18 protein-coding genes are annotated in these 20210 nt (G+C 72.4%); 2 read left to right on the top strand and 16 right to left on the bottom strand.

All coding sequences use genetic code 11. From position 1 onward, the window contains the following. Nucleotides 1-60: 60 nt before the first annotated feature. The 12 genes from ACXJKB_RS13395 to ACXJKB_RS13340 form a co-directional block, all read right to left on the bottom strand. Nucleotides 61-906 carry a bifunctional allantoicase/(S)-ureidoglycine aminohydrolase gene (locus ACXJKB_RS13395; RefSeq protein ID WP_457189101.1) on the bottom strand — a complete coding sequence of 282 codons (846 nt, stop codon included), beginning with the start codon at nt 904-906 and terminating at the stop codon, nt 61-63. Beyond that, nucleotides 903-2261: an allantoinase AllB gene (allB, locus tag ACXJKB_RS13390; RefSeq protein WP_457189099.1), complete on the bottom strand. Its 1359-nt coding sequence runs from the start codon at nt 2259-2261 to the stop codon at nt 903-905. Before allB ends, ACXJKB_RS13395 begins: the two co-directional genes overlap by 4 nt. 2 nt (nt 2262-2263) lie before the next feature. Continuing rightward, nucleotides 2264-2584 carry a hydroxyisourate hydrolase gene (gene uraH / locus ACXJKB_RS13385; protein WP_457189097.1) on the bottom strand — a complete coding sequence of 107 codons (321 nt, stop codon included), beginning with the start codon at nt 2582-2584 and terminating at the stop codon, nt 2264-2266. After that, a complete protein-coding gene (gene uraD / locus ACXJKB_RS13380) occupies nt 2584-3078 on the bottom strand; it encodes a 2-oxo-4-hydroxy-4-carboxy-5-ureidoimidazoline decarboxylase (RefSeq protein ID WP_457189095.1) in 495 nt (164 codons plus the stop codon). Before uraD ends, uraH begins: the two co-directional genes overlap by 1 nt. After that, a complete protein-coding gene (gene pucL / locus ACXJKB_RS13375) occupies nt 3075-3950 on the bottom strand; it encodes a factor-independent urate hydroxylase (protein WP_457189093.1) in 876 nt (291 codons plus the stop codon). The genes uraD and pucL overlap by 4 nt, the downstream gene beginning before the upstream one ends. Continuing rightward, nucleotides 3950-5209 (bottom strand): DUF6986 family protein, encoded by a 1260-nt coding sequence (locus tag ACXJKB_RS13370; protein ID WP_457189091.1) that lies wholly within the window; start codon nt 5207-5209, stop codon nt 3950-3952. The genes pucL and ACXJKB_RS13370 overlap by 1 nt, the downstream gene beginning before the upstream one ends. Before the next feature lie 20 nt (nt 5210-5229). Next, nucleotides 5230-5550 (bottom strand): hypothetical protein, encoded by a 321-nt coding sequence (locus tag ACXJKB_RS13365; RefSeq protein ID WP_457189090.1) that lies wholly within the window; start codon nt 5548-5550, stop codon nt 5230-5232. A gap of 13 nt (nt 5551-5563) precedes the next feature. Beyond that, nucleotides 5564-7276: a sodium:solute symporter family protein gene (locus ACXJKB_RS13360; protein ID WP_457189088.1), complete on the bottom strand. Its 1713-nt coding sequence runs from the start codon at nt 7274-7276 to the stop codon at nt 5564-5566. A gap of 115 nt (nt 7277-7391) precedes the next feature. Then, nucleotides 7392-7775: a VOC family protein gene (locus tag ACXJKB_RS13355; RefSeq protein WP_457189086.1), complete on the bottom strand. Its 384-nt coding sequence runs from the start codon at nt 7773-7775 to the stop codon at nt 7392-7394. A 32-nt stretch (nt 7776-7807) separates the two neighbouring features. After that, nucleotides 7808-9385, bottom strand: a complete 1578-nt coding sequence (guaA, locus tag ACXJKB_RS13350; protein ID WP_457189084.1) for a glutamine-hydrolyzing GMP synthase — start codon at nt 9383-9385, stop codon at nt 7808-7810. A 255-nt stretch (nt 9386-9640) separates the two neighbouring features. Further along, nucleotides 9641-11350, bottom strand: coding sequence for a GMC oxidoreductase (locus tag ACXJKB_RS13345; RefSeq protein WP_457189191.1), 1710 nt, complete (start codon nt 11348-11350; stop codon nt 9641-9643). An 11-nt stretch (nt 11351-11361) separates the two neighbouring features. Further along, on the bottom strand, nt 11362-12978 hold the full coding sequence (locus ACXJKB_RS13340; protein ID WP_457189082.1) for a succinic semialdehyde dehydrogenase: 1617 nt from the start codon (nt 12976-12978) through the stop codon (nt 11362-11364). A gap of 122 nt (nt 12979-13100) precedes the next feature. On the opposite strand from ACXJKB_RS13340, the gene ACXJKB_RS13335 reads away from it, so the two are divergent. Further along, entirely contained in the window at nt 13101-13628 is a 528-nt protein-coding gene (locus ACXJKB_RS13335) for a hypothetical protein (RefSeq protein WP_457189080.1), read from the top strand. On the opposite strand, the gene ACXJKB_RS13330 is transcribed toward ACXJKB_RS13335, so the two are convergent. The 4 genes from ACXJKB_RS13330 to ACXJKB_RS13315 all read right to left on the bottom strand — a co-directional run bounded on the left by ACXJKB_RS13330 (nt 13625) and on the right by ACXJKB_RS13315 (nt 18282). Then, the gene (locus ACXJKB_RS13330) at nt 13625-15337 is read right to left on the bottom strand and encodes a glycerol-3-phosphate dehydrogenase/oxidase (RefSeq protein ID WP_457189078.1); all 1713 of its coding nucleotides are present in this window, start codon (nt 15335-15337) and stop codon (nt 13625-13627) included. The two genes, ACXJKB_RS13335 and ACXJKB_RS13330, sit on opposite strands and share 4 nt — an antisense overlap. A 112-nt stretch (nt 15338-15449) precedes the next feature. After that, entirely contained in the window at nt 15450-16559 is a 1110-nt protein-coding gene (locus ACXJKB_RS13325) for a GuaB3 family IMP dehydrogenase-related protein (RefSeq protein WP_457189076.1), read from the bottom strand. A 94-nt stretch (nt 16560-16653) separates the two neighbouring features. Then, the gene (locus ACXJKB_RS13320; RefSeq protein WP_457189074.1) at nt 16654-17337 is read right to left on the bottom strand and encodes a TetR/AcrR family transcriptional regulator; all 684 of its coding nucleotides are present in this window, start codon (nt 17335-17337) and stop codon (nt 16654-16656) included. 21 nt (nt 17338-17358) lie between these two features. Next, nucleotides 17359-18282: an L-lactate dehydrogenase gene (locus ACXJKB_RS13315; RefSeq protein ID WP_457189072.1), complete on the bottom strand. Its 924-nt coding sequence runs from the start codon at nt 18280-18282 to the stop codon at nt 17359-17361. A gap of 223 nt (nt 18283-18505) precedes the next feature. Between ACXJKB_RS13315 and ACXJKB_RS13310 the strand changes: the two genes are divergently transcribed. Next, complete coding sequence (locus ACXJKB_RS13310; protein WP_457189070.1) at nt 18506-20149, top strand: CHAP domain-containing protein; 1644 nt, start codon at nt 18506-18508, stop codon at nt 20147-20149. The last annotated feature ends 61 nt before the right edge of the window (nt 20150-20210 follow it).

The raw sequence follows: 20210 nt of genomic DNA, 5'->3' as shown, positions 1-20210 counted from the left end.
GGGTCGCCGGTTGTCCATGCCGAACGACGACCTGCCACCGCCCATCCTACGTGAACCGGGTCACATCGGTGCGGACTTCGGGTGCAGCCTCGGATGCCGGTTGACGTCCTTGTAGAGCAGGTAGCGGAACCGGCCGGGCCCGCCGGCGTAGCAGGCCTGGGGGCAGAAGGCGCGCAGCCACATGAAGTCGCCCGCCTCCACCTCGACCCAGTCCTGGTTGAGCAGGTAGACGGCCTTGCCCTCGAGGACGTAGAGGCCGTGCTCCATCACGTGGGTCTCCGGGAACGGGATCGCTCCCCCGGGCTCGAACCCGACGATGTTGACGTGCATGTCGTGCCGCACGTCGAGCGGGTCGACGAAGCGCTGGGTGCCCCACGCGCCGTCGGTGTCGGGCATCGGCTCGGCCGCGACGTCGTCCTCGTGGACGACGAACGGCTCGGGCACCTCGATGCCGTCGACCCGCTCGTAGGCCTTGCGGATCCAGTGGAAGGTCAGCGGCTCGCCATCGGCCCCGTCGCTGCGCAGCGTCCACGTCGTCCCCGGCGGCACGAACGCGTAGCTGCCTGGCTCGAGCGCATGAGTTCCGTCGCCGACGGTCAGCGTGGCCCGCCCGCCGACGACGAAGAGCACCGACTCCGCGTCGGGGTCGTCGTCGGGCCGCTCGGTCCCGCCGCCCGGCGCCACCTCCACGACGTACCACGAGAAGGTCTCGGCGAAGCCGGACAGCGGCCGGGCGATCACCCACAGCCGGGTGTCGTCCCAGTGCGGGAGGCGGCTGGCGACGATGTCGGTCATGGTGCCGCGCGGCAGCACGGCGTACGACTCGGTGAAGACCGCACGACCGGACTGGCCGGTCGTCAGGTCGGCCTGCGGCGGCAGCCCGCCCCTCGGGACCCAGTACGTCATCGCGCCACCCCTCTCGTCAGCCCTCTCCTCAGCAGCCGGCCACGCGGCGGGCCCGACAGGTCGACCCGTCGTCCGCGCAGCCAGGTCGCGCGCACGGTGCCGGTGAGCGTACGCCCGGCGTAGGGCGTGACCGGGTTCTTGTGGTGCAGCGCCGCCGCGTCGACGACCCACTCCTCGTCGGGCGCGAAGACGCAGAGGTCCGCGTCGGCGCCCACGGCGATCTCGCCCTTGCCGGCCAGCCCCACCCGGAGGGCCGGGGCGGTGGCCATCCAGCGCACCACCTCCGCAAGGGGTACGCCGCGCTCGCGGGCGCCGGACCAGACGACCGGCAGGCCCAGCTGGAGCGAGGCGATCCCACCCCAGGCGTCGGCGAAGTCGCCCGTCTCCTGGCGCTTGAGGTCGGCGGTGCACGGCGAGTGGTCGGTGACGACGAGGTCGATGTCGCCCTCGACGAGCGCCCGCCACAGGGCGTCGCGGTTGGTCGCGTCGCGGATCGGCGGGCAGCACTTGAGCGCGGTGGCGCCGTCGGCGATCGAGGAGGCCTCGAAGAAGAGGTAGTGCGGGCAGGTCTCCACGCTCAGGTCGACGCCGTCGGCCCGGGCGGCCCGCAGCGCCGGCACGGCACCCGAGGCGCTGAGGTGCACGACGTGGGCGCGGGCACCCGTGCGCCGCGCGGTCTCGATGACGAGCGCGATCGCGCGCTCCTCCGCGGCGTCCGGCCGGCTGTCCAGGAAGCCGCGGTACGCCGCACCGTGGGCGCACTCCGTGATCTCGTCGGCGTCCTCGGCGTGCACGACCATGAGGGAGCCGACCCGCGCGACCTCGGCCATCGCGTCGGCGAGCTCGGCCGGCGCCAGGTGGGGGAACTCCTCCACGCCTGAGTCGAGCAGGAAGCACTTGAAGCCGAAGACGCCTGCGTCGTGGAGGGGCGCCAGGTCGGCGACGTTGCCCGGGACCGCGCCGCCCCAGAAGCCGACGTCGACCCAGGCCTGGTCGGCGGCGACTGCCCGCTTCGCCTCGAGCGCAGCGACCGTGGTGGTCGGCGGGATGCTGTTGAGCGGCATGTCGACGATCGTCGTGACACCACCGGCAGCCGCGGCGCGGGTCGCGCTGGCGAAGCCCTCCCAGTCGGTGCGACCCGGCTCGTTGACGTGGACGTGGGTGTCCACGAGCCCCGGCAGCAGCACCTCGTCGTCGGCCAGCACGACCACCTCCGCGCCCGCGGCGTCGGCGTCGTACGCACCGATCGCGACGACGACCCCGTCGCGGAGACGGACGGAGGCGGACCGCTCGGCTCCGTCGACGACCGCGCGGCCGGCCCGCACGAGGGTCTCCGCCGCGGACTGCTCGGCCATGCTCAGCTGCCTCGGTAGGTCGAGTAGCCGAAGGGGCTGAGCAGCAGCGGGACGTGGTAGTGCTCGTCGTTCCCGACGGCGAAGGTGACGACCACCTCGGGGTAGAAGGCGGCAGCGCCGTGCGCAGCGAACCACGCGCCGGTGTCGAAGCGCAGGACGTGGTCCTCCGCCGCCAGGTCCGCGGCGAGGGCCCCGATCCGCCCGTCGTCGTCGGTGAGTGCCTCGGCGAGGACGCTGCCGTCGGCCGACTCCAGGGTGATCCGCAGGCCCGCGGCTGGACGTCCGCTCGCGGTGTCGAGGACGTGGGTGCTCAGCGAGGCCATCAGGACAACGCCTCCTTCATTCGCAGGACCGCGATCTGGGTCAGCTGGTCGATCGTCGCGGCGCGCTCGAGCTCGTCGCTGTTGTCGAGGCGCCGCTGCAGGTGCTCGAGGATGTCGGTGCCGCTGCGGCCCGCGGCCCGGACGATGAACACCCGGCCGAAGCGGTCCTCGTAGGCCCGGTTGCCCTCCTCGAGGCGCCGGGCCAGGTCGGCGTCGTCCCGGTCGACACCGGACTGCTCGCGCGTGGAGTGGTCGGCGTCGTGCCTGTCCGCGTCGGCGCGCTCGCCGATGCGCGGGTGCCGCGCGAGCGCCTGCTCGAGCTCCTCGTCGGAGATGGCAGCCGACGCCGCGACCATGGCGGCCTCGACCTCGCCGACGGTGTCGTAGGGCCGGCCGGCGAGCACGCGGTCGGCCCACTGCGGCGCGTCGAGGCAGGTGAGCAGCATCCGGCGGGCGTCCTCGTCGGTCGCGCTGTTGAAGCGTGGGACGTTCACGCCGCCCCCTCCCGCACGACCTCGGCCTCGATCAGCCCGTAGGGGCGGTCCGCCGCGATGAAGACCTCGCCCGGGTTGTCCAGCCCGAACGGCTCGAGGTCCACCAGGAAGTGGTGCTTGTTGGGGGCGGAGAAGGCGATCCGGGTGATGTCCTCGTGGGCGGTGAGCACGGCCCGGCCCATTGCGTAGAGCGTCTCCTGCAGGGCCCTGCTGTACGTCGTCGCAAAGGTCTCGAGCAGGAGCGCCCGCACCGACTCGTACGACGTGCTCCAGTCGGGCCGCGCGCCGTCCCGGTGGTGCCAGTCGGCACGGAGCGCGGTCGCGAGGATGCGGTCGTCGGCGTCGGGGAGCGTCGTGTAGTCGTCGCGGAGGAAGCCCTTGAACTCCGAGCCGGTGGACTTCAGCACCACCAGGTCCTTGAGCCCGGAGGTCACCGACGGGCCCGACGACGTCACCTCCACCGCCGCGGTACGCACCTCGCCGCCACGGCGCACGAACGCGTGGTCGTGGCCGAAGCCGTTGACCGGGATCCGGTCCCACGCGTACTCCTCGACCTGCACCACGACTCCGTCCGCGGCCGGCGTGGCCTCGCGCAGGCGGGTGCCGAGCGCGATCGCGTAGTCCTCGGGCGAGGCGACCCCGTGCCGCTTGGCGAACGCGAACGCCGTGTTCTTCTGGGTGTCGGTCGGCAGCACCTGCGACTGGTCGCCGTCGGTGTGTGCGGCGGCGAAGTCGCCGTACAGCGAGGTCGACACGTTGAGGTCGTGGATCTCGTGACGCGCCGTGTCGCGCACGATGCGTACGACGCGCGACTCCGCCTTGCCGTAGCGGTTCGGTCCCAGCACGATTCCCGTGCCCTCTCGCGTGCTCATCAGCCACTGCCTCCTGTCTCCGTGGCGCGGTGCGCCAGCCCGGCGAGCCGATGCGCGTCCAGCCCGGTCCCCTCGGTCACCTCGGTCTGCGACAGGGCGCCGCAGTCGATCCCGCGTAGCAGGAAGTCGGCGAGCGCGCGTGCGGTCGCCGGCTCGTCGAGGACGCCGGAGTCCCGGCGTTCGAGGTAGGTGCGCAGCCGGCCCGCCGCGGACGCGAGCCCGTCTCGGTAGAACCCGAACGTCGCCGCAAAGCGCGTCGGCAGCTGGGCCGGATGGAGGTCCCACCCCTGGTAGTAGCCGCGCGCGAGCGAGCGGCGGACCAGTCGCAGGTGGTTGGCCCAGGCGGCCGCCACCTCGTCCGGCGTGCCGACCGGCAGCACGTTGGTGGAGCCGTCGGAGAGGCGTACGCCGGTGCCGGCGGCCGCGGCCTGCATGACCGCCTTGGCGTGGTCGGCGACGGGGTGCTCGAGGCTCTGGTGGGCCGCGGCGATGCCGCAGAAGGCCGAGTAGTCGTAGGTGCCGTAGTGCAGGCCGGTGCAGCGACCACCGGACGCGTGGACCATGCGGGCCACGAGGGCACTGCCGTCCGGGCCGAGGATCGACTGCGGCGTCTCGACCTGGATCTCGAAGCGCAGGGCACCCTCGCCGAGGCCCAGCTCGCCCTCGAGCCGCGCGGCGACGTGGACCAGCGCCTCCACCTGCTCGACCGCGGTCACCTTGGGCAGCGTGACGACGAAGGTCTCCGGCAGCGGGCCGTGCTCGACGAGCCCGGCCAGGAAGAGCGTGAGGGTGCGCAGGCCGCGGCTGCGGGTGGGCGCCTCGAACCCCTTGAACCGGATGCCGGTGAAGGGCGCGGCGGTCCCGGCGTCGAGAGCGGCGCGCAGGTCCGCAGCTGCTCGTCGTACGTCGCCGTCCTCATCCTCGTCGGAGCGGGTGCCGTAGCCGTCCTCGAAGTCGATGCGCAGGTCCTCGACGGGCTCGCGGCCGAGCTTCGCGCGCACCCGCGCCACCAGGCCGCGGTCTCCGTCGACGAGCCCGACCAGTCGGTCCTCGTGCTCGTCGAGGGCGACGAGTGCCGCCGCGCGGTGGTCGCCGACCAGGCCCGGGTGGAAGCGGTCAGCAGGGACGTACACCGTGTGCACGGGCTGGCGTCCCGCACGCTCGCCGGGGTAGCGCGCCGCGAGCAGCGCGTCGACGTCCGCCAGGCGCGTGTCGAGCTCGCTCGTCAGGCCACCGACGAGGTGGTCGAGGCTCTCCATGCGGAGACCCTAGACCCGCGTCACTGTGCCGGGGGGCGCTTCCGCTGCGGCGCCGGGCGGGTCGGGTCGTCGTCGGGCCGGTCGAACTTCTCCGGCACGACGATGGGCCGGAGGCGCGCCCACCCGAGGAAGACCGCGGCGACCACGATCAGAGCCAGCCCGGTCCACAGGTTGGCGTTGACCCCTCCCGTCTTCTCGAGCTCGGGGTCGCCGAACAACCCGGCGAGCGTCAGGATGACGCCGTAGAGGCCCATGAGGGCGCCGATGATGTTGCGGATGTCGAAGGCGCCGGCCTTGTGCGGAGCGGCGGCGTTGTCGGACGTGCCAGAGGTGTCGGACATGGTGGCCCCTTTCTCAGAAGGCGGCGTTGAGGATGATGACCATCACGAGCGAGATGGCGGCGAGCGGGACCGTGCGGCGGTACCACGGGTAGGACGCCTCCTCGGGATCGATGCGGTCCTCCCTCGGCGTCTCGGAGTAGACGAGACCCTTGAGCTCGGAGGCCGGCTTGGGCTTGGTCACCAGGGAGACGACGATGCTGAGCACGAGGTCCACGACGAAGGCCGTGGACGCGGCGAGGAAGGCCGCGCCCTGGCCCGGCAGGTCGATGACACCTGCGGCCGCCAGGCGGTCGACGGCGACCGCCGACACGGTGCCGGCGACGAGGCCGACCCACGCCGCGGTCGGCGTCATCCGCTTCCAGAACATGCCGAGGATGAAGGTCGCGAACAACGGCGCGTTGAAGAACCCGAAGAGCGTCTGCAGGTAGTTCATGACGTTGTCGTAGCCCATGGCGATCTGGGCGGTGAAGATCGCGATGATGGTCGCCGCGACGGTGGCGAGACGTCCGATGCGCAGGTAGTAGTCGTCACTGTGGTCCTTGCGGATGTAGCGCTGCCACAGGTCGTAGGAGAAGACGGTGTTGAACGCCGAGATGTTGGCGGCCATGCCGGCCATGAAGGCGGCGAGCAGACCGGCGATCGCCAGGCCGAGCAGGCCGTTGGGCAGCACGTCCCGCATCAGCAGCAGCAGGGCGTCGTTGTACGCCACTCCGTCACCGCTCGCCCCGCCCGCGGGGGTGCCGCCGTTCTTGAGGTCGATCATTTCCTGCACCAGGACCGCGGAGACCATGCCCGGGACGATCACGATGAAGGGGATGAACATCTTCGGGAAGGACCCGATGATCGGCGTCTTGCGGGCCGAGGAGAGCGAGTCGGATGCCATCGCCCGCTGGACCTCGACGAAGTTGGTCGTCCAGTAGCCGAAGGACAGCACGAACCCGAGACCGAAGACGATGCCGACCACCGAGAAGAACGAGGAGTCGAAGCCGGACAGGGCCTGCCCGGGCCACGACTCGAGCTGCTGGCTCGCCGGGGCGACCTCCGCGGAGGCCGGTGCGTTGTTCGCCGCGGCGGTGATCTTGTCGTTGAGGCCGTCCCAGCCGCCGACGCGGTGCAGCGCGAGGAGGGTCAGCGGGAGCAGCGAGGCGACGATGACGAAGAACTGCAGCACCTCGTTGTAGATCGCGGCGCTCAGGCCGCCGAGGGTGATGTAGGACAGCACGATCGCGCCGGCGACGACGAGCGCGATCCAGATCGGCCAGCCGAGCAGCGCGTGGAGGATTCCCGCGAGCAGCGCGAGGTTGACGCCCGCGATGAGCAGTTGGGCCACGGCGAAGCTGATGGCGTTGACCAGGTGGGCCCCGGTGCCGAACCGCTTGAACATGAACTCCGGGACCGAGCGGACCTTCGAGCCGTAGTAGAACGGCATCATCACGACGCCGAGGAACAGCATCGCCGGCACCGCGCCGACCCAGAAGTAGTGGACCGTCGGGAGCCCGATCTCCGCGCCGTTGGCGGACATGCCCATGATCTCGACCGCACCGAGGTTGGCGGAGATGAAGGCCAGGCCCGTCACCCACGCGGGCAGTGATCGACCGGACAGGAAGAAGTCGATCGAGTCCGACACGGACCGCCGGGCCATCACGCCGATGCCCAGCACGAAGCCGAAGTAGATCGCGACCAGCAGGTAGTCCAGCCAGGTCGCGTCGATCAAGGTGTCGGACACGCGTGCCTCCGAGGGGTCAGCGGTGGTTCAGTTCGGGCCACGCAGCAACCTAGACCCCTCGCATCGTTCCGCGCGACCACCCCGTGGTGGGTCGTTCGGTCGGCTGCTCGCGTGGTCAGTCGCCGACGACGACCTCCACCTCGAAGCCCTCCGAGCTCTCGAGGTAGAGCGCGACGTGCTGCTCGCCGCCGGCGTGCGGGTAGCGGTCGGCGTACAGCTCGTGCCAGCCGTGCTCGGTCGACTCCGCCCGCACCCGGTCGAGCTCGGCCCGGGTCTCGACCGTGAGGGCGAGGTGGTTCACCCCCGGCCGCAACCGGTCGTGCTCGCCGTGCTGGTCGGGCGAGTGCTCCATGAAGAGGTAGGTGCCGTCCGGGTGCACCCACGACAGCGCCCCCTCCTCGCGCTGCCAGTCGCACGCGGCGAGCAGCCACGCCCACTCCCCCTCCGCGGTGGCGAGCTCGGCGACCCAGAGGTCCAGGTGGTGCAGCGCGCGAGGCATGTCGCGACCCTAGACCTTGGAGTCGGGCTAGCTCACTCCCACTCGATGGTGCCCGGGGGCTTCGAGGTGATGTCGAGGGTGACCCGGTTGACCTCGGCCACCTCGTTGGTGATGCGGGTGGAGATGCGCTCCATCACGTCGTAGGGCAGCCGTGCCCAGTCAGCGGTCATCGCGTCCTCGGAGGTCACCGGGCGGATCACGACGGGGTGACCGTAGGTGCGTCCGTCTCCCTGGACGCCGACGGAGCGGACGTCGGCGAGCAGCACGACCGGCATCTGCCAGATGTCGCGGTCGAGGCCGGCGCGGGTGAGCTCCTGGCGGGCGATGGCGTCGGCGCGGCGCAGGATGTCGAGCCGGTCGGCCGTGACCTCCCCGATGATGCGGATGCCGAGGCCGGGGCCGGGGAAGGGCTGGCGCCACACCATCTCGGCGGGCAGGCCGAGCTGCTCGCCGACGAGGCGGACCTCGTCCTTGAACAGGGTGCGCAGCGGCTCCACGAGGGCGAACTCGAGGTCCTCGGGCAGGCCGCCGACGTTGTGGTGCGACTTGATGTTGGAGGTGCCGGCACCGCCGCCGGACTCGACGACGTCCGGGTAGAGCGTGCCCTGCACGAGAAAGCCGACCTTGTCGCCGTGCTCGGCCGCCTCGCCGAGCACCTGCACCTCGGCGGCCTCGAACGCGCGGATGAACTCGCGACCGATGATCTTGCGCTTCTCCTCCGGGTCGGTGACACCGGCGAGGGCGGCGAGGAAGGTCTCGCGCGCGTCGAAGACGTGGAGGTTGACGCCGGTCGCGGCGACGAAGTCGCGCTCGACCTGCTCGGCCTCGCCCTCACGGAGCAGCCCGTGGTCGACGAAGACACAGTGCAACCGGTCGCCGATGGCGCGCTGCACGATGGCCGCGGCGACGGCCGAGTCGACGCCACCGGACAGGCCGCAGATCGCCAGGCCGCTGTCGCCGATCTGCTCGCGGACGCGCTCGATCTGCTCCTCCGCGATGTTGAGCATGGTCCACGTCTGGCGGGCGCCGGCGATGTGGTGGAGGAAGTGCTCGAGCACCTTCTGGCCGTGCTCGGAGTGCAGCACCTCGGGGTGCCACTGGACACCGGCGAGTCCGCGGTCGACGTCCTCGAACGCGGCGACCGGGGTGTCCTCGGTCGAGGCGAGCACGGTGAAGCCCTCGGGCGCCCGTGCGACGGAGTCACCGTGCGACATCCAGACCTTGTGCTGGGACGGGAGGCCCTCGAGGAGGGTGCCCGGCTCGGAGACGGAGACCGGCGTACGCCCGTACTCGCGCGCGCCGGTGTGGGCGACCTCGCCGCCGAGCCCCTTGGCCATCAGCTGGAAGCCGTAGCACATCCCGAAGACCGGCACCCCGGCCGTGAAGACGTGGTCGTCGATGCCCGGAGCGCCCTCGGAGTAGACGCTCGACGGGCCGCCGGACAGGATGATCGCCTTCGGCTTGCGGGCCAGCATCTCGGCCACCGGCATCGTGTGCGGGACGATCTCGGAGTAGACCCGGGCCTCGCGCACCCGCCTCGCGATCAGCTGGGCGTACTGCGCCCCGAAGTCGACGACGAGGACCAGGTCGTGCTCTCCAGGCTGCGTCACGCGCCGAGTCTATCGACGTGCGCCGCTGGGCCGGGATCGGGCCGGGACCGGGCGGGGAACGCCCCAGGGCCCGATCGGGGAGGGAGGGTGATCGAGCCCTGGGGCTTGGCTCCCAGCCACTGCGAACAGTTGCCGAGACGAGAGACCCGGCCCTTGGGAGGGAGCATGACTGCCGGGCCCCTCACCCGGCCCAACGACCTCTGCGAGGGGTGGTTACGGCCCGCCTGCAAGCAAGTTTCGGAGAAGTCCGCAGGATCAGCTGACGCCGACGATCGGCAGCCGCAGCGCCCCCGGCGCGGCCGCCGGCACGGCCGGGTTCTTCGGCTCCACCGGCGCGAGCCGGCGGTAGGTCGCCCCGAGCTCGGGGCGCGGGTCGGCCTCGCCCTTGTTGGGCCAGAACGCCATCGCCCGCTCGGCCTGCGCGGTGATGGTGAGCGACGGGTTCACCCCGAGGTTCGCCGACACCGCCGACCCGTCGACCACGTGCAGGCCGTCGTAGCCGTAGAGGCGCTGGTAGGGGTCCACGACACCGGTCGCGGACGAGTCACCGATGGCGCACCCGCCGATGAAGTGCGCCGTCAACGGCATGCCGAGGGGCTCACCGATCGCGCCGTAGGCCCGACGGGCGCCCATGATGCGCGCCAGCCGGCGTACGGCGTCGTACGCCGACGCAATGTAGGTCGGGTTGGGGGCGCCGTGGCCCTGTGTCGACGACAGGTAGCCGAAGCCGCCGCGCTTGCGCCACACCGTGGTGATCGAGTTGTCGAGCGTCTGCATGACGAGGGCGACCACTGTGCGACGCGACCACGTGTCGAGCGAGTAGAGGTCGCGCAGTCCGTCGCGCTGGCGCCAGAGCTCCTTGCCCCAGGTGCGCCACCGCTTCTCGCCGAGCACCTCGTCGACGAGCACGGTGGCCATCAGCGGCATCACGTTGCGACCGCGGCCGTAGCGGACGGGCTCGACGTGCGTGTGCTCGTCGGGGTGGAAGCTCGAGGTGATCGCGACGCCCTCCGTCCAGTCGACGGCGTCGTCGTTGGCGGTGGCCCAGAGGATGGCTTCGGAGTTGGTGCGCGTGAGGACCCCGAGCCGGTCGGAGATCCCGGGCAGCGAGCCCTCGGCCTTGAGCCGGTGCAGCAGGCGCTGCGTGCCGATCGAGGCGGCTGAGAAGACGACGTGGTCGGCGGTGAAGGTCCTCACCGCACGCCGGCGCGACAGCTTGGCCTTGGTCCAGCGAGCCGTGACCTCGTACCCGCCCTCGGCGCGAGGTCGTACGTCGGTGACGGTGGTCAGCGGGTGCACGACGGCGCCGTTGCCCTCGGCGAGGTGGAGGTAGTTCTTGACCAGGGTGTTCTTCGCGTTGTGCCGGCATCCGGTCATGCACGAGCCGCAGTTGATGCAGGTGGACCGTTCCGGCCCGGCGCCGCCGAAGAACGGGTCGGGCACCGTCTCCCCCTCGGCCTGCCCGGGCTCTCCGAAGAAGACGCCCACGGGCGTCGGCACGAACGTGTGGCCGACCCCCATCTCGTCGGCGACCTTCTTCATCGCCACGTCGGCGGGCGTGGTCCTGGCATACGTCGTGACGCCCAGCATCCGCTTGGCCTGGTCGAAGTAGGGCGCGAGCTCGGACCGCCAGTCCGTGATGTGCGACCACTGCCGGTCCTGGTAGAAGGGCTCCGGGGGCTCGTAGAGGGTGTTGGCGTAGTTGAGGGAGCCGCCGCCCACACCGGCGCCGGCGAGGATGAAGCAGTCGTGCACGATGTCGATGCGCTGGATGCCGTAGAGGCCGACCTCCGGGCGGAAGAGGAACTTCTTCACGTCGCCGCCGTGCTCGGGCAGCTCGTCGTCGGCGAACCGGGCGCCCGCCTCGAGCACGCCGACCGTGTAGCCCTTCTCGGTCAGCCGCAGTGCCGAGACCGACCCCCCGAAGCCCGACCCGATGACGACGACGTCGTAGTGGGTGGTCACGGGGTCCCCGCTCACGCCAGGCCCAGCTTGTTGAGCAGCCGCAGCGCCCCGGTCATCACCTTCGCGTTGGTCTCCTCCGACATCCCGAACATCGGCGCGATCGGCACCAGCCGCTGGACCGCGACGGACTGCGCCTCGGTGTACCGGTGGATGCCCTCGGCGCCCTGCCGACGACCCAGGCCCGACTCGCGCATGCCGCCCATCGGCGCTCCGAGCGAGCCGAAGGTCGCGCCGTAGGCCTCGTTGACGTTGACCGTGCCGCACGCGATGCGGCGAGCCAGCGCGCGGCCGCGCGCGGTGTCGCGGGTCCAGACCGAGGCGTTGAGGCCGTAGCTGCCGTCGTTGGCGCGCTCGACCGCCTCGTCCTCGCTGTGGAAGCGGTAGAGCGAGACGACCGGGCCGAAGGTCTCCTTGCCGAAGCACTCCATGTCGGCCGAGACGCCTTCGAGGATGGTGGGCTCGAAGACGTAGGGCCCGAGCTCGGGGCGGTGCCGGCCACCGGTGAGCACGCGGGCGCCCTTGGCGACGGCGTCCTCGACGTGGCGGGTGACGGTGTCGAGCTGCGCCTGCGAGATCAGCGATCCGACGTCGACCGACCACTCCTGGCTGGCTCCGAGGGTCATCGCCTGCGTGCGGGAGACGAAGGCGTCGACGAAGCGGTCGTAGACCTGGTCGGCGACGAAGAGGCGCTCCATCGAGACGCACAGCTGGCCGGCGTTGGAGAAGACCGCGCGGGTCGCGCCCTCGGCGGCCCGGTGCACATCGGCGTCGCGGAGCACGAGCATCGGGTTCTTGCCACCGAGCTCGAGCGAGCAGCCGATCAGCCGCTCGGCGCACCCCTTGGCGATGATGCGGCCGGTGGCGGTGGAGCCGGTGAAGCAGACGTAGTCGGCGTTCGCGACGATCGCACCGCCCACCTCGGGACCGGGGCCGGCGACGACCTGCCAGGTCTCGGGCGGGAAGCCGGCCTCCTCGAGCAGCTGGGCGGCGAGCAGCGCGGTGAGCACGGTCTGCGCGTCGGGCTTGGACACCACCGCGTTGCCGGCCAGGAGCGCCGGGATGCCGTCGCAGAGCGCCATCGTGAGCGGGTAGTTCCAGGGCGAGATGATGCCGACGACACCCTTCGGCACGCGGTTGACCTCGGCCCGGGTGAGCACCGGGAACATGCCGCCGACGCGCCGGGTGTCGAGGTGCTCGTGGGCGGTGCGGGCGTAGTAGCGCGCGGTGAGAGCGAGGTGGGCGACCTCGAGGTAGGCGTCCTTGCGGGCCTTGCCCGACTCCCACACCACGAGGTCGATGAGCTCCTCCTGCCGGTCGAGCAGCAGGTCGTGCAGCCGCAGGAGCGCCGCCGCCCGGTCGTCGACGGAGGTGGCCGCCCACGACGCCTGCGCCCGGCGCGCGCGGGCGAACGCCTCGGCCACGTCGACCGGGCTCGACTGGGGGACGTGCGCGAGCGGCGTGCCGCCGATCGGCGACGCGACGGCGACCGTCTCACCGGTGGTGCTGACGAGGCGCCGCGTCAGGCTGGCGACGTACGCGCGGTCGAGGCCGTAGGCGGCGGTGGCGTCGTGCTCGGGGTCGGCGGGCCCGTCGGTGACAGGACCGGACGCAGGGGTCTGCTCACTCATCCCTGCAGCGTAGGTCGCCGCCGACGCCGTTGCTACTGGTTGGTCACTTCGTCCCAACATTCGACATATCGGTCGCTTTTGTCCAACGCCCGACCGCCGGTCACCCGGTCTAGGCTCGCCGCATGTCGACGCCGCTGCCCACGTCCGCGCCCTTCGCGCTGTCCACGCGGATCCTGGCGGGCTCGCTCATGGGCGCCCTGGTCGTCATCGGCGTCGCGCTGTCGGTGGTCCTGCCCGCACCGGAGTCGGTCCCGCTCGTGACGCTGGCCGTGCAGGCGCTGGCCGGCGTCGCCGCGCACCTGCTGCTCGAGGCCGTCGGCTACCGCACCCCCGCCCTGTCCACGGCGCTCACCGACGACGACGCGGCCGCGCAGGCCCGCACGCGTTGGCAGACGCTCATGATCATGCGGTTCGCCATCGCCGAGTTCGTGGCCATCGCCTCGGTGGCCGCCGCGTTCGTGCTCCCCGACGGCAGCATCCTCACCTACCTCGGGGGCGCCGTGGTCTCGCTCGCGCTCATGGTCGTGCACGTGTGGCCCGGGGCCCGACCGGTGGGCAGGGTCGCCGAGGCCCTGGAGGCCGGCGGCAAGCGGTCCGGCCTGCGCGAGGCCTTCGGGGGATCGGCGCCGGGTCCGGTCCAGCGCCTCTAGACGATGTCGCGGGCCTTGACCCGTGCCTCGTCGGCCTCCTGGTCGGTCGGCATGAGCTGGCTCTGACGCTCCGCCTCGACCCGCCGCAGGTAGTGGTCGACCTCGTCCTCGAGCTGCGCGTCGTCCCAGCCCAGCCCCTCGGCCATCAGCTCCGCGGCCGGACGCGCGGCGGCGATGCCGCGGTCGAAGGTCTCGATCGACACCCGCGTCCGCCGGGCCAGCACGTCGTCGAGGTGGCGCGCGCCCTCGTGGGTGACGGCGTAGAGCACCTCGGCCCGCAGGTAGTGCTCGGCCCCGGGCAGGGGCTCGCCGAGCTCGGGGCGGCGGTGGATCAGGGCCAGCAGCTCGTCGACGAGCCCGCCGTAGCGGCCGAGCAGGTGGTCGATCATCCCGATCTCGAGACCCGACGCGCGGCTGAGCGCGACCCGCTGGTTGGTCCGCGCCTCGTGGCCCCACGCGCCCATCAGCGGCACCCGGTCGGTGATCGAGGAGGGCGTGGCGTCGAAGTCGCGGATCGCGTGGTCGACCGCGTCGCGCGCCATGACGCGGTACGTCGTCAGCTTGCCGCCGGCGACCAGCACGAGGCCGGGCACCGGGTTGGCGACCGTGTGCTCGCGGGAGAGCTTGGTGGTCTCCCCCATCTCGCCCTCCTTGCGCGTCGGCTTGAGCAGCGGCCGGAGTCCGGCGTACACCCCGACGACGTCGCGGTGGTCGAGCGGGTCCTTGAGGAGCCGGTTGGCGTGCTCCAGGACGTAGTCGATGTCGGTCTTGCTGGCGGCGGGGTGGGCGAGGTCCAGGTCCCACGCGGTGTCGGTCGTGCCGATGATCCAGAAGTCGTCCCACGGGATCACGAACAGCACCGACTTCTCGGTCTTGGTGATGAAGCCGCACTCCGACCGGATCCGGTCCTTGGGGACGACGATGTGGATGCCCTTGCTGGCGTCGACGTCGAGCTGTGCCTGTCCGCCCACCAGGTCCTGCACCTCGTCGGTCCAGACCCCGGCCGCGTTGATGACGACGCGGGCACGGATCTCCAGGTCACGCTGGCCCTCGAGGTCGCGCGCGCGTACGCCGACCACGCGGTCGCCGTCGCGCAGGAAGCCGGTCACCTTGGTGCGGGTCGCGACGTGGGCGCCGTTGTTGGCGGCGGTGCGGGCGATGGTCATCACCAGGCGCGCGTCGTCGACCTGGCAGTCGTAGTAGCGGATCGCGCCGTGGAGGTTGTCGGTGCGGATGTCCGGCGCCATCCGGGCGAGCTGCTTGCGGAAGACGTGCTTGTGCTTGGGCACGCCCATGTCGTACCTGCCGGTCATCGCCATCGTGTCGTAGAGCGCGACGCCGGCGCCGACGTAGGGGCGCTCCCACGCGTGCTCGAGCGGGTAGAGGAACGGCACCGGCCGGACCAGGTGCGGCGCGAGCCGGGTGAGCAGCAGGCCGCGCTCCTCCAGCGCCTCCTTGACCAGCGCGAAGTCGAACATCTCGAGGTAGCGCAGGCCGCCGTGCACCAGCTTGGACGAGCGGGACGACGTCCCGGAGGCGAGGTCGCGCTGCTCGACCAGCCCGACCTTGAGCCCGCGCGTCACCGCGTCGAGCGCCGCTCCGACGCCGACGATCCCGCCGCCGACGACCAGCACGTCGAGCTCACCGGACCCGAGCTGCTGGAGCGCATCTGCGCGCTGATCGGCATCGAGGGCCTTGGCGAGCGTCATTCGGGGTCCCCGCGGCGTTCTCCGGGGGAGCGCAGCGGAGGAGAAGAACTCCGTGGGGTGTTCGTCATGGCGCCAGTGTCTCAGGGGCGGTCGAATCGACAGCGCGTCGCGATCAGTGCTGGACGACGACCTCGATGCGCTGGAACTCCTTGAGCTCGGTGTAGCCCGTGGTGGCCATCGCGCGGCGCAGGGCGCCGATGAGGTTCATGGTGCCGTCGGCGACGCGGGAGGGGCCGAACATGATCTCCTCCAGCGACCCGACCGGCTCGAAGCCGACGCGCTCGCCGCGGGGCAGCTGGGCGTGCGTCGCCTCGCTCCCCCAGTGGAAGCCGCGGCCCGGGGCCTCGACGGCCCGGGCGAGCGGCGAGCCGATCATCACCGCGTCGGCGCCGCAGGCGACGGCCTTGGCGATGTCGCCCGAGCTGCCGATGGAGCCGTCGGCGATGACGTGGACGTAGCGGCCGCCGGACTCGTCGAGGTAGTCGCGGCGGGCGGCGGCGACGTCGGCGACGGCGCTGGCCATCGGCACGGCGACACCGAGGACCGTGCGCGTCGTGTGGGCGGCACCGCCACCGAAGCCGACGAGCACGCCGGCGGCACCGGTGCGCATCAGGTGGAGCGCGGCCTGGTAGGTCGCGCACCCGCCCACGATCACCGGGACGTCGAGCTCGTAGATGAACTCCTTGAGGTTGAGCGGCTCGGCCTGGCTGCTCACGTGCTCGGCGGAGACGGTGGTGCCGCGGATGACGAACATGTCCACGCCGGCGTCGACGACGGCCTTGACGTGGTCCTTGGTGCGCTGCGGCGAGAGCGAGCCCGCGACGGTGACGCCGGCGGCGCGCACCTCCTTGAGCCGCTCGGTGATCAGCTCCGGCTTGATCGGCTCGGTGTAGATCTCCTGCATCCGGCGGGTGGCCTCGTGACCGGAGAGCCCGGCGACCTCCTCGAGCAGGCCAGTCGGGTCGTCGTAGCGCGTCCAGAGACCTTCGAGGTTGAGCACCCCGAGGCCGCCCATCTGGCCCAGCGCGATCGCGGTGGACGGCGACATGACCGAGTCCATCGGCGCGGCCAGCACCGGGATGTCGAAGCGGTAGGCGTCGATCTGCCAGGCGGTGCTGACCTCCTCGGGGTCGCGCGTGCGCCGCGAGGGCACGATCGCGATGTCGTCGAAGGAGTACGCCCGGCGGCCGCGCTTGGCACGGCCGATCTCGATCTCGCTCATGCGCGGCAGCCTATCGGCGAGCAGCAGGTCCGGCCGGGCCCCCACCCGACCGGACCTTCTGGACCCGGGATCCACACCCCACGTTTGGATCCGGTTACATCGTACCCAATTTTGGGGCGGGTGGCACGCGTCCGCCGTCCGTGGACGCGGGCGGCCCGTCGACGGCCGTGCGCAACGACCGCCGCAGCCACGCGGCGTACCGCTCGACCGTCCAGCCGCGGTGCTGAGCGAAGGTCACGTAGGTCTCCGCGCGCGTCAGCAGGTAGACCTCGTCGACCGCGTCCGGCGCCGGCTCCCCCCGCGCGAGCAGCCGCACCAGGTCGCCGCACATCCCCGCGTGGCCGAGGTGCGCGCCGCGGACGAGGTCGCGCAGGGCCGTGTCCTGCTCGGCACCGTGCGCCAGCACCAGCACCAGTGGCCCCATCGGTACGACGATGCTGCAGGCGAACTCGACGAACCGGTCGAGCCGTACCTCGAGGTCGGGCTCGTCGTCGAGCCGTAGCCCGGCGAAGGCTTCCCGCAGCCCGCCGCGGCGCCCGAACCCGGCGGACCGGAACGCCTCCATGAAGAGACCGGCCTTGCCGTCGAAGGTCTTGGTCACCAGCTCGACCGACACCCCCGACTCGGCGGCGACCAGGGCGAGGGTCGTGCCGTTCCAGCCCCGCTCGGCGAACAGCCGAGCCGCCACCTCGGCTACATGGAGCCGTCGCCGCTCCGCTGCCGCGCGGCGCCCGCTGGCGTCGTACGAGCGGCGCTCGGGGGCGTGCTTCTCCTCCACGACGCGAGCGTAGGTGACGCCTCAGAAGCCGAGGTCGCGGGCGGTGGCCCGGATGCGGTCGGCGCTCGCGCGCAGCCCCGCGAGCTCGGCCTCGCTCATCGGGACCTCGAGCCGCCGCTCGGCACCACCTGACCCGACCACCGTGGGCACGGAGAGGCAGACGTCGCTGATGCCGTGGTAGTCGGACAGCAGCGTGGTGACCGGCAGCACCCGCTTCTCGTCGCGCAGCACCGCCTCGATGATCCGGCTGCCGGAGACGCCGATGGCGTAGTTGGTGGCGCCCTTGCCCTTGATGATCTCGTAGGCCGCGCCCACCACCTCGGCGGCCATCGCGTCCCGCTCGTGGGCCGCCACCAGGTCGGTGACGGGCACTCCGCCGATGCTCGCGCTGCTCCACAGCGGGATCTCGCTGTCGCCGTGCTCGCCGACGACGTAGGCGTGGACGTTCTGGACCGCGACGCCGCAGCGCGCCGCCACCAGCCCGCGCAGCCGCGCCGAGTCGAGCACGGTGCCCGAGCCGAAGAGCTGCTCGGTGCCGAGACCGGTCAGCTTCTGGGCGGCGTACGTCACCACGTCGACGGGGTTGGTGACCATCACGAAGCGGGCGTCCGGGGCCGCCTCCACGAGGGCCGGCATCAGGGAGCGGAGCATGCTGGTGGTCGAGGCCGCGAGGTCGAGGCGGGTCTGCCCGTGCTGCTGCTTGGCGCCGGCCGTCACCGCGACGACCTGCGCCCCGGCGCACACGGAGACGTCGGCCGACCCCTCGACGTGGGCGGCGGGCAGGAACTGCAGGCCCTGGCGGAGGTCGAGCTCCTCGGCCCGCACCTTCGCCGCGTCGACGTCGTGCAGGGCGACGGTGGTGGCGACGCCGCGGACCAGGCAGGCGTAGGCGAGCGTGGAGCCGACGGCGCCGGCGCCGACGATGGCGATCTTCGCGGAGGTCACGCCTCATCGTGGCAGCCGACGCCTTCGGAGGACAGGGACCGTTGCGGCCGCACGGCCGGCCAGCTCTCTGAGGACCTCGTCGCCGACCGGGGTCGCACCGTGACCGTGAGCGTTCGGCAACGGCTCGTGCACAGCTCGGCAAAGCCGGTCACGCGCACCCGCCGCCGTCCCTAACGTCCTGCAGGTGGGGGGACGAGGGAGCAGAAGGTTCGCGCGCGCTGTCGTGGCGACATGCCTGGCCAGTGGGGTGCTGGGTGTGGGCGTCGCGGCAGCGCACGCGGCCGACGACTATCCGTGGGCGTGGCAGGGCCAGTGCCCGATCGTGCCGCAGGCGCCGATCGAGGAGCCCGTGCCCGCTCCCGTGCCCGTGCCCGCACCCGAGCCCGGGCAACCTCCGGCACCGGTCGTCGAGCCCCCGCCGCCCCCGCCGCCCCCGCCGCCGGTCCTCGACCCGGTCTCCGGCCACCTCTACGACCCGCGCGGCCCGCGACCGACCTGCGCCCGCAACGTGTGGTCGATCAACGGCTCGATCGGTGACTCCTGGGGCTTCGTGCTCCGCAACTGCACGAGCTTCGTCTCCTGGCGCCTGCACGAGCGCAACGGCATGGCGGGCTTCGACAACCACTTCCGCGGCGAGCACTGGGGCAACGCCGCCAACTGGGACGACGTCGCGCGCCGGCTGGGCTACCGGGTCGACTCGGTGCCCGCCATCGGCGCCGTCGCCCAGACCGACGCGGGTCGCGTCGGCCACGTCGCCTGGGTGAGCGACATCGGTCCCGGCACCGTGACCATCGAGGAGTACAACCACGGCTCCGCCGGCGGCTACGGCACCCGCACGGTCCCGGTCGGCGACTTCCGCTACCTGCACCTCGCCGACGTCTCCCCCTCCCCCCTCGTCGGCTCGGACCGGCCAGTCGTGTCGGTGCCCGACGGGCTCGGCGGGTCGTGGACCGCGCGCGTCGACGACCGCGGGACGCTGCTCCTGACCGCCCCCGGCCGACCGACGCGGGAGGTCGGTCGCCGGGGGGCCTTCAGCCCGGTGGTGGCACCCGCGTTGAGCCTCGACGACCACGGCCGCCCCTGGGTGGCCGCCACCTCGCGCGACGGCCGGGTCATGGTCGGTACGACGCGCCGCGGGCGGCTGGCCCTGCGCGCCGTCGGCACCTCGGCCCCGACTGCGAGCCCGGCGCTCGCCCAGTCGCGCACCCGGCGACCGGTGCTCGCGACGGTCTCCGCGGAGGGCACGCTGGTCACCCGGCGCCTGACCCGCGCGGGACGGTGGACCCACCCGGACCGGGTCGGCCGGCCGGCGTCCTGGTCGACCCACAGCGCACCCGTGCTCGGCAACGACGCCACCGGTTCCACGTGGCTGGTGGCCGTCGGGTCCCGCGGAGCGACCTACGCGCAGTCCCTCGAGCGCGGGCGCCTGCTGCGACTCCCCGGACCGGCCGCGTCGCTCACCTCGACGCCCGCCCTCACCACCGCCGACGACGGCACGACCCGGCTGCACCAGGTCAGCGCTTCCGGGCGCCTCGGCGTACGCACGCTCGACGGTCGTCGATGGAGCCGTCCGACGGCACTCGCCGGCGAGTGGTCGCCGTACGCCTCCCCCGCTGTCGGGGAGGTCGCCGGCGGCCTGCACGTGGCCGCCACCGACCGCACCGGCGTCGTCGTCGTCACCAGCACCGTGCCCGGGCGGCCGGCCCGACGCGTCGGCGCGGGGCGCGACCTCACCCGCTCCCCCGGGCTGGTGACCCGCCGCGGTGCCGAGCTCGTCGTCGCGCGCACCGGCTCGCGCCTGCTCGCCCGACCGGCTGCAGCGCGGGTCGAGGACCTCCGTCCCGCGCGACCCGGCTTCCGGCCCTGACCGCTTCGCCGTCGACGTACGACGCGGCCGCCCCCGGAGGGACGACCGCGTCGCGGGTGGG

The sequence above is a fragment of the Nocardioides sp. P5_E3 genome (assembly GCF_054049275.1).
This window is presented reverse-complemented; position numbering and strand designations above follow the sequence as displayed.

Bases quoted from the DNA above. Each gene is read 5' to 3' on its own strand.
- ACXJKB_RS13395 (WP_457189101.1), bottom strand. From the start codon at position 906: ATGACGTACTGGGTCCCGAGGGGCGGGCTGCCGCCGCAGGCCGACCTG.
- allB (WP_457189099.1), bottom strand. From the start codon at position 2,261: ATGGCCGAGCAGTCCGCGGCGGAGACCCTCGTGCGGGCCGGCCGCGCG.
- uraH (WP_457189097.1), bottom strand. From the start codon at position 2,584: ATGGCCTCGCTGAGCACCCACGTCCTCGACACCGCGAGCGGACGTCCA.
- pucL (WP_457189093.1), bottom strand. From the start codon at position 3,950: ATGAGCACGCGAGAGGGCACGGGAATCGTGCTGGGACCGAACCGCTAC.
- ACXJKB_RS13370 (WP_457189091.1), bottom strand. From the start codon at position 5,209: ATGGAGAGCCTCGACCACCTCGTCGGTGGCCTGACGAGCGAGCTCGAC.
- ACXJKB_RS13365 (WP_457189090.1), bottom strand. From the start codon at position 5,550: ATGTCCGACACCTCTGGCACGTCCGACAACGCCGCCGCTCCGCACAAG.
- ACXJKB_RS13355 (WP_457189086.1), bottom strand. From the start codon at position 7,775: ATGCCTCGCGCGCTGCACCACCTGGACCTCTGGGTCGCCGAGCTCGCC.
- ACXJKB_RS13340 (WP_457189082.1), bottom strand. From the start codon at position 12,978: ATGAGTGAGCAGACCCCTGCGTCCGGTCCTGTCACCGACGGGCCCGCC.
- ACXJKB_RS13335 (WP_457189080.1), top strand. From the start codon at position 13,101: ATGTCGACGCCGCTGCCCACGTCCGCGCCCTTCGCGCTGTCCACGCGG.
- ACXJKB_RS13330 (WP_457189078.1), bottom strand. From the start codon at position 15,337: ATGACGCTCGCCAAGGCCCTCGATGCCGATCAGCGCGCAGATGCGCTC.
- ACXJKB_RS13325 (WP_457189076.1), bottom strand. From the start codon at position 16,559: ATGAGCGAGATCGAGATCGGCCGTGCCAAGCGCGGCCGCCGGGCGTAC.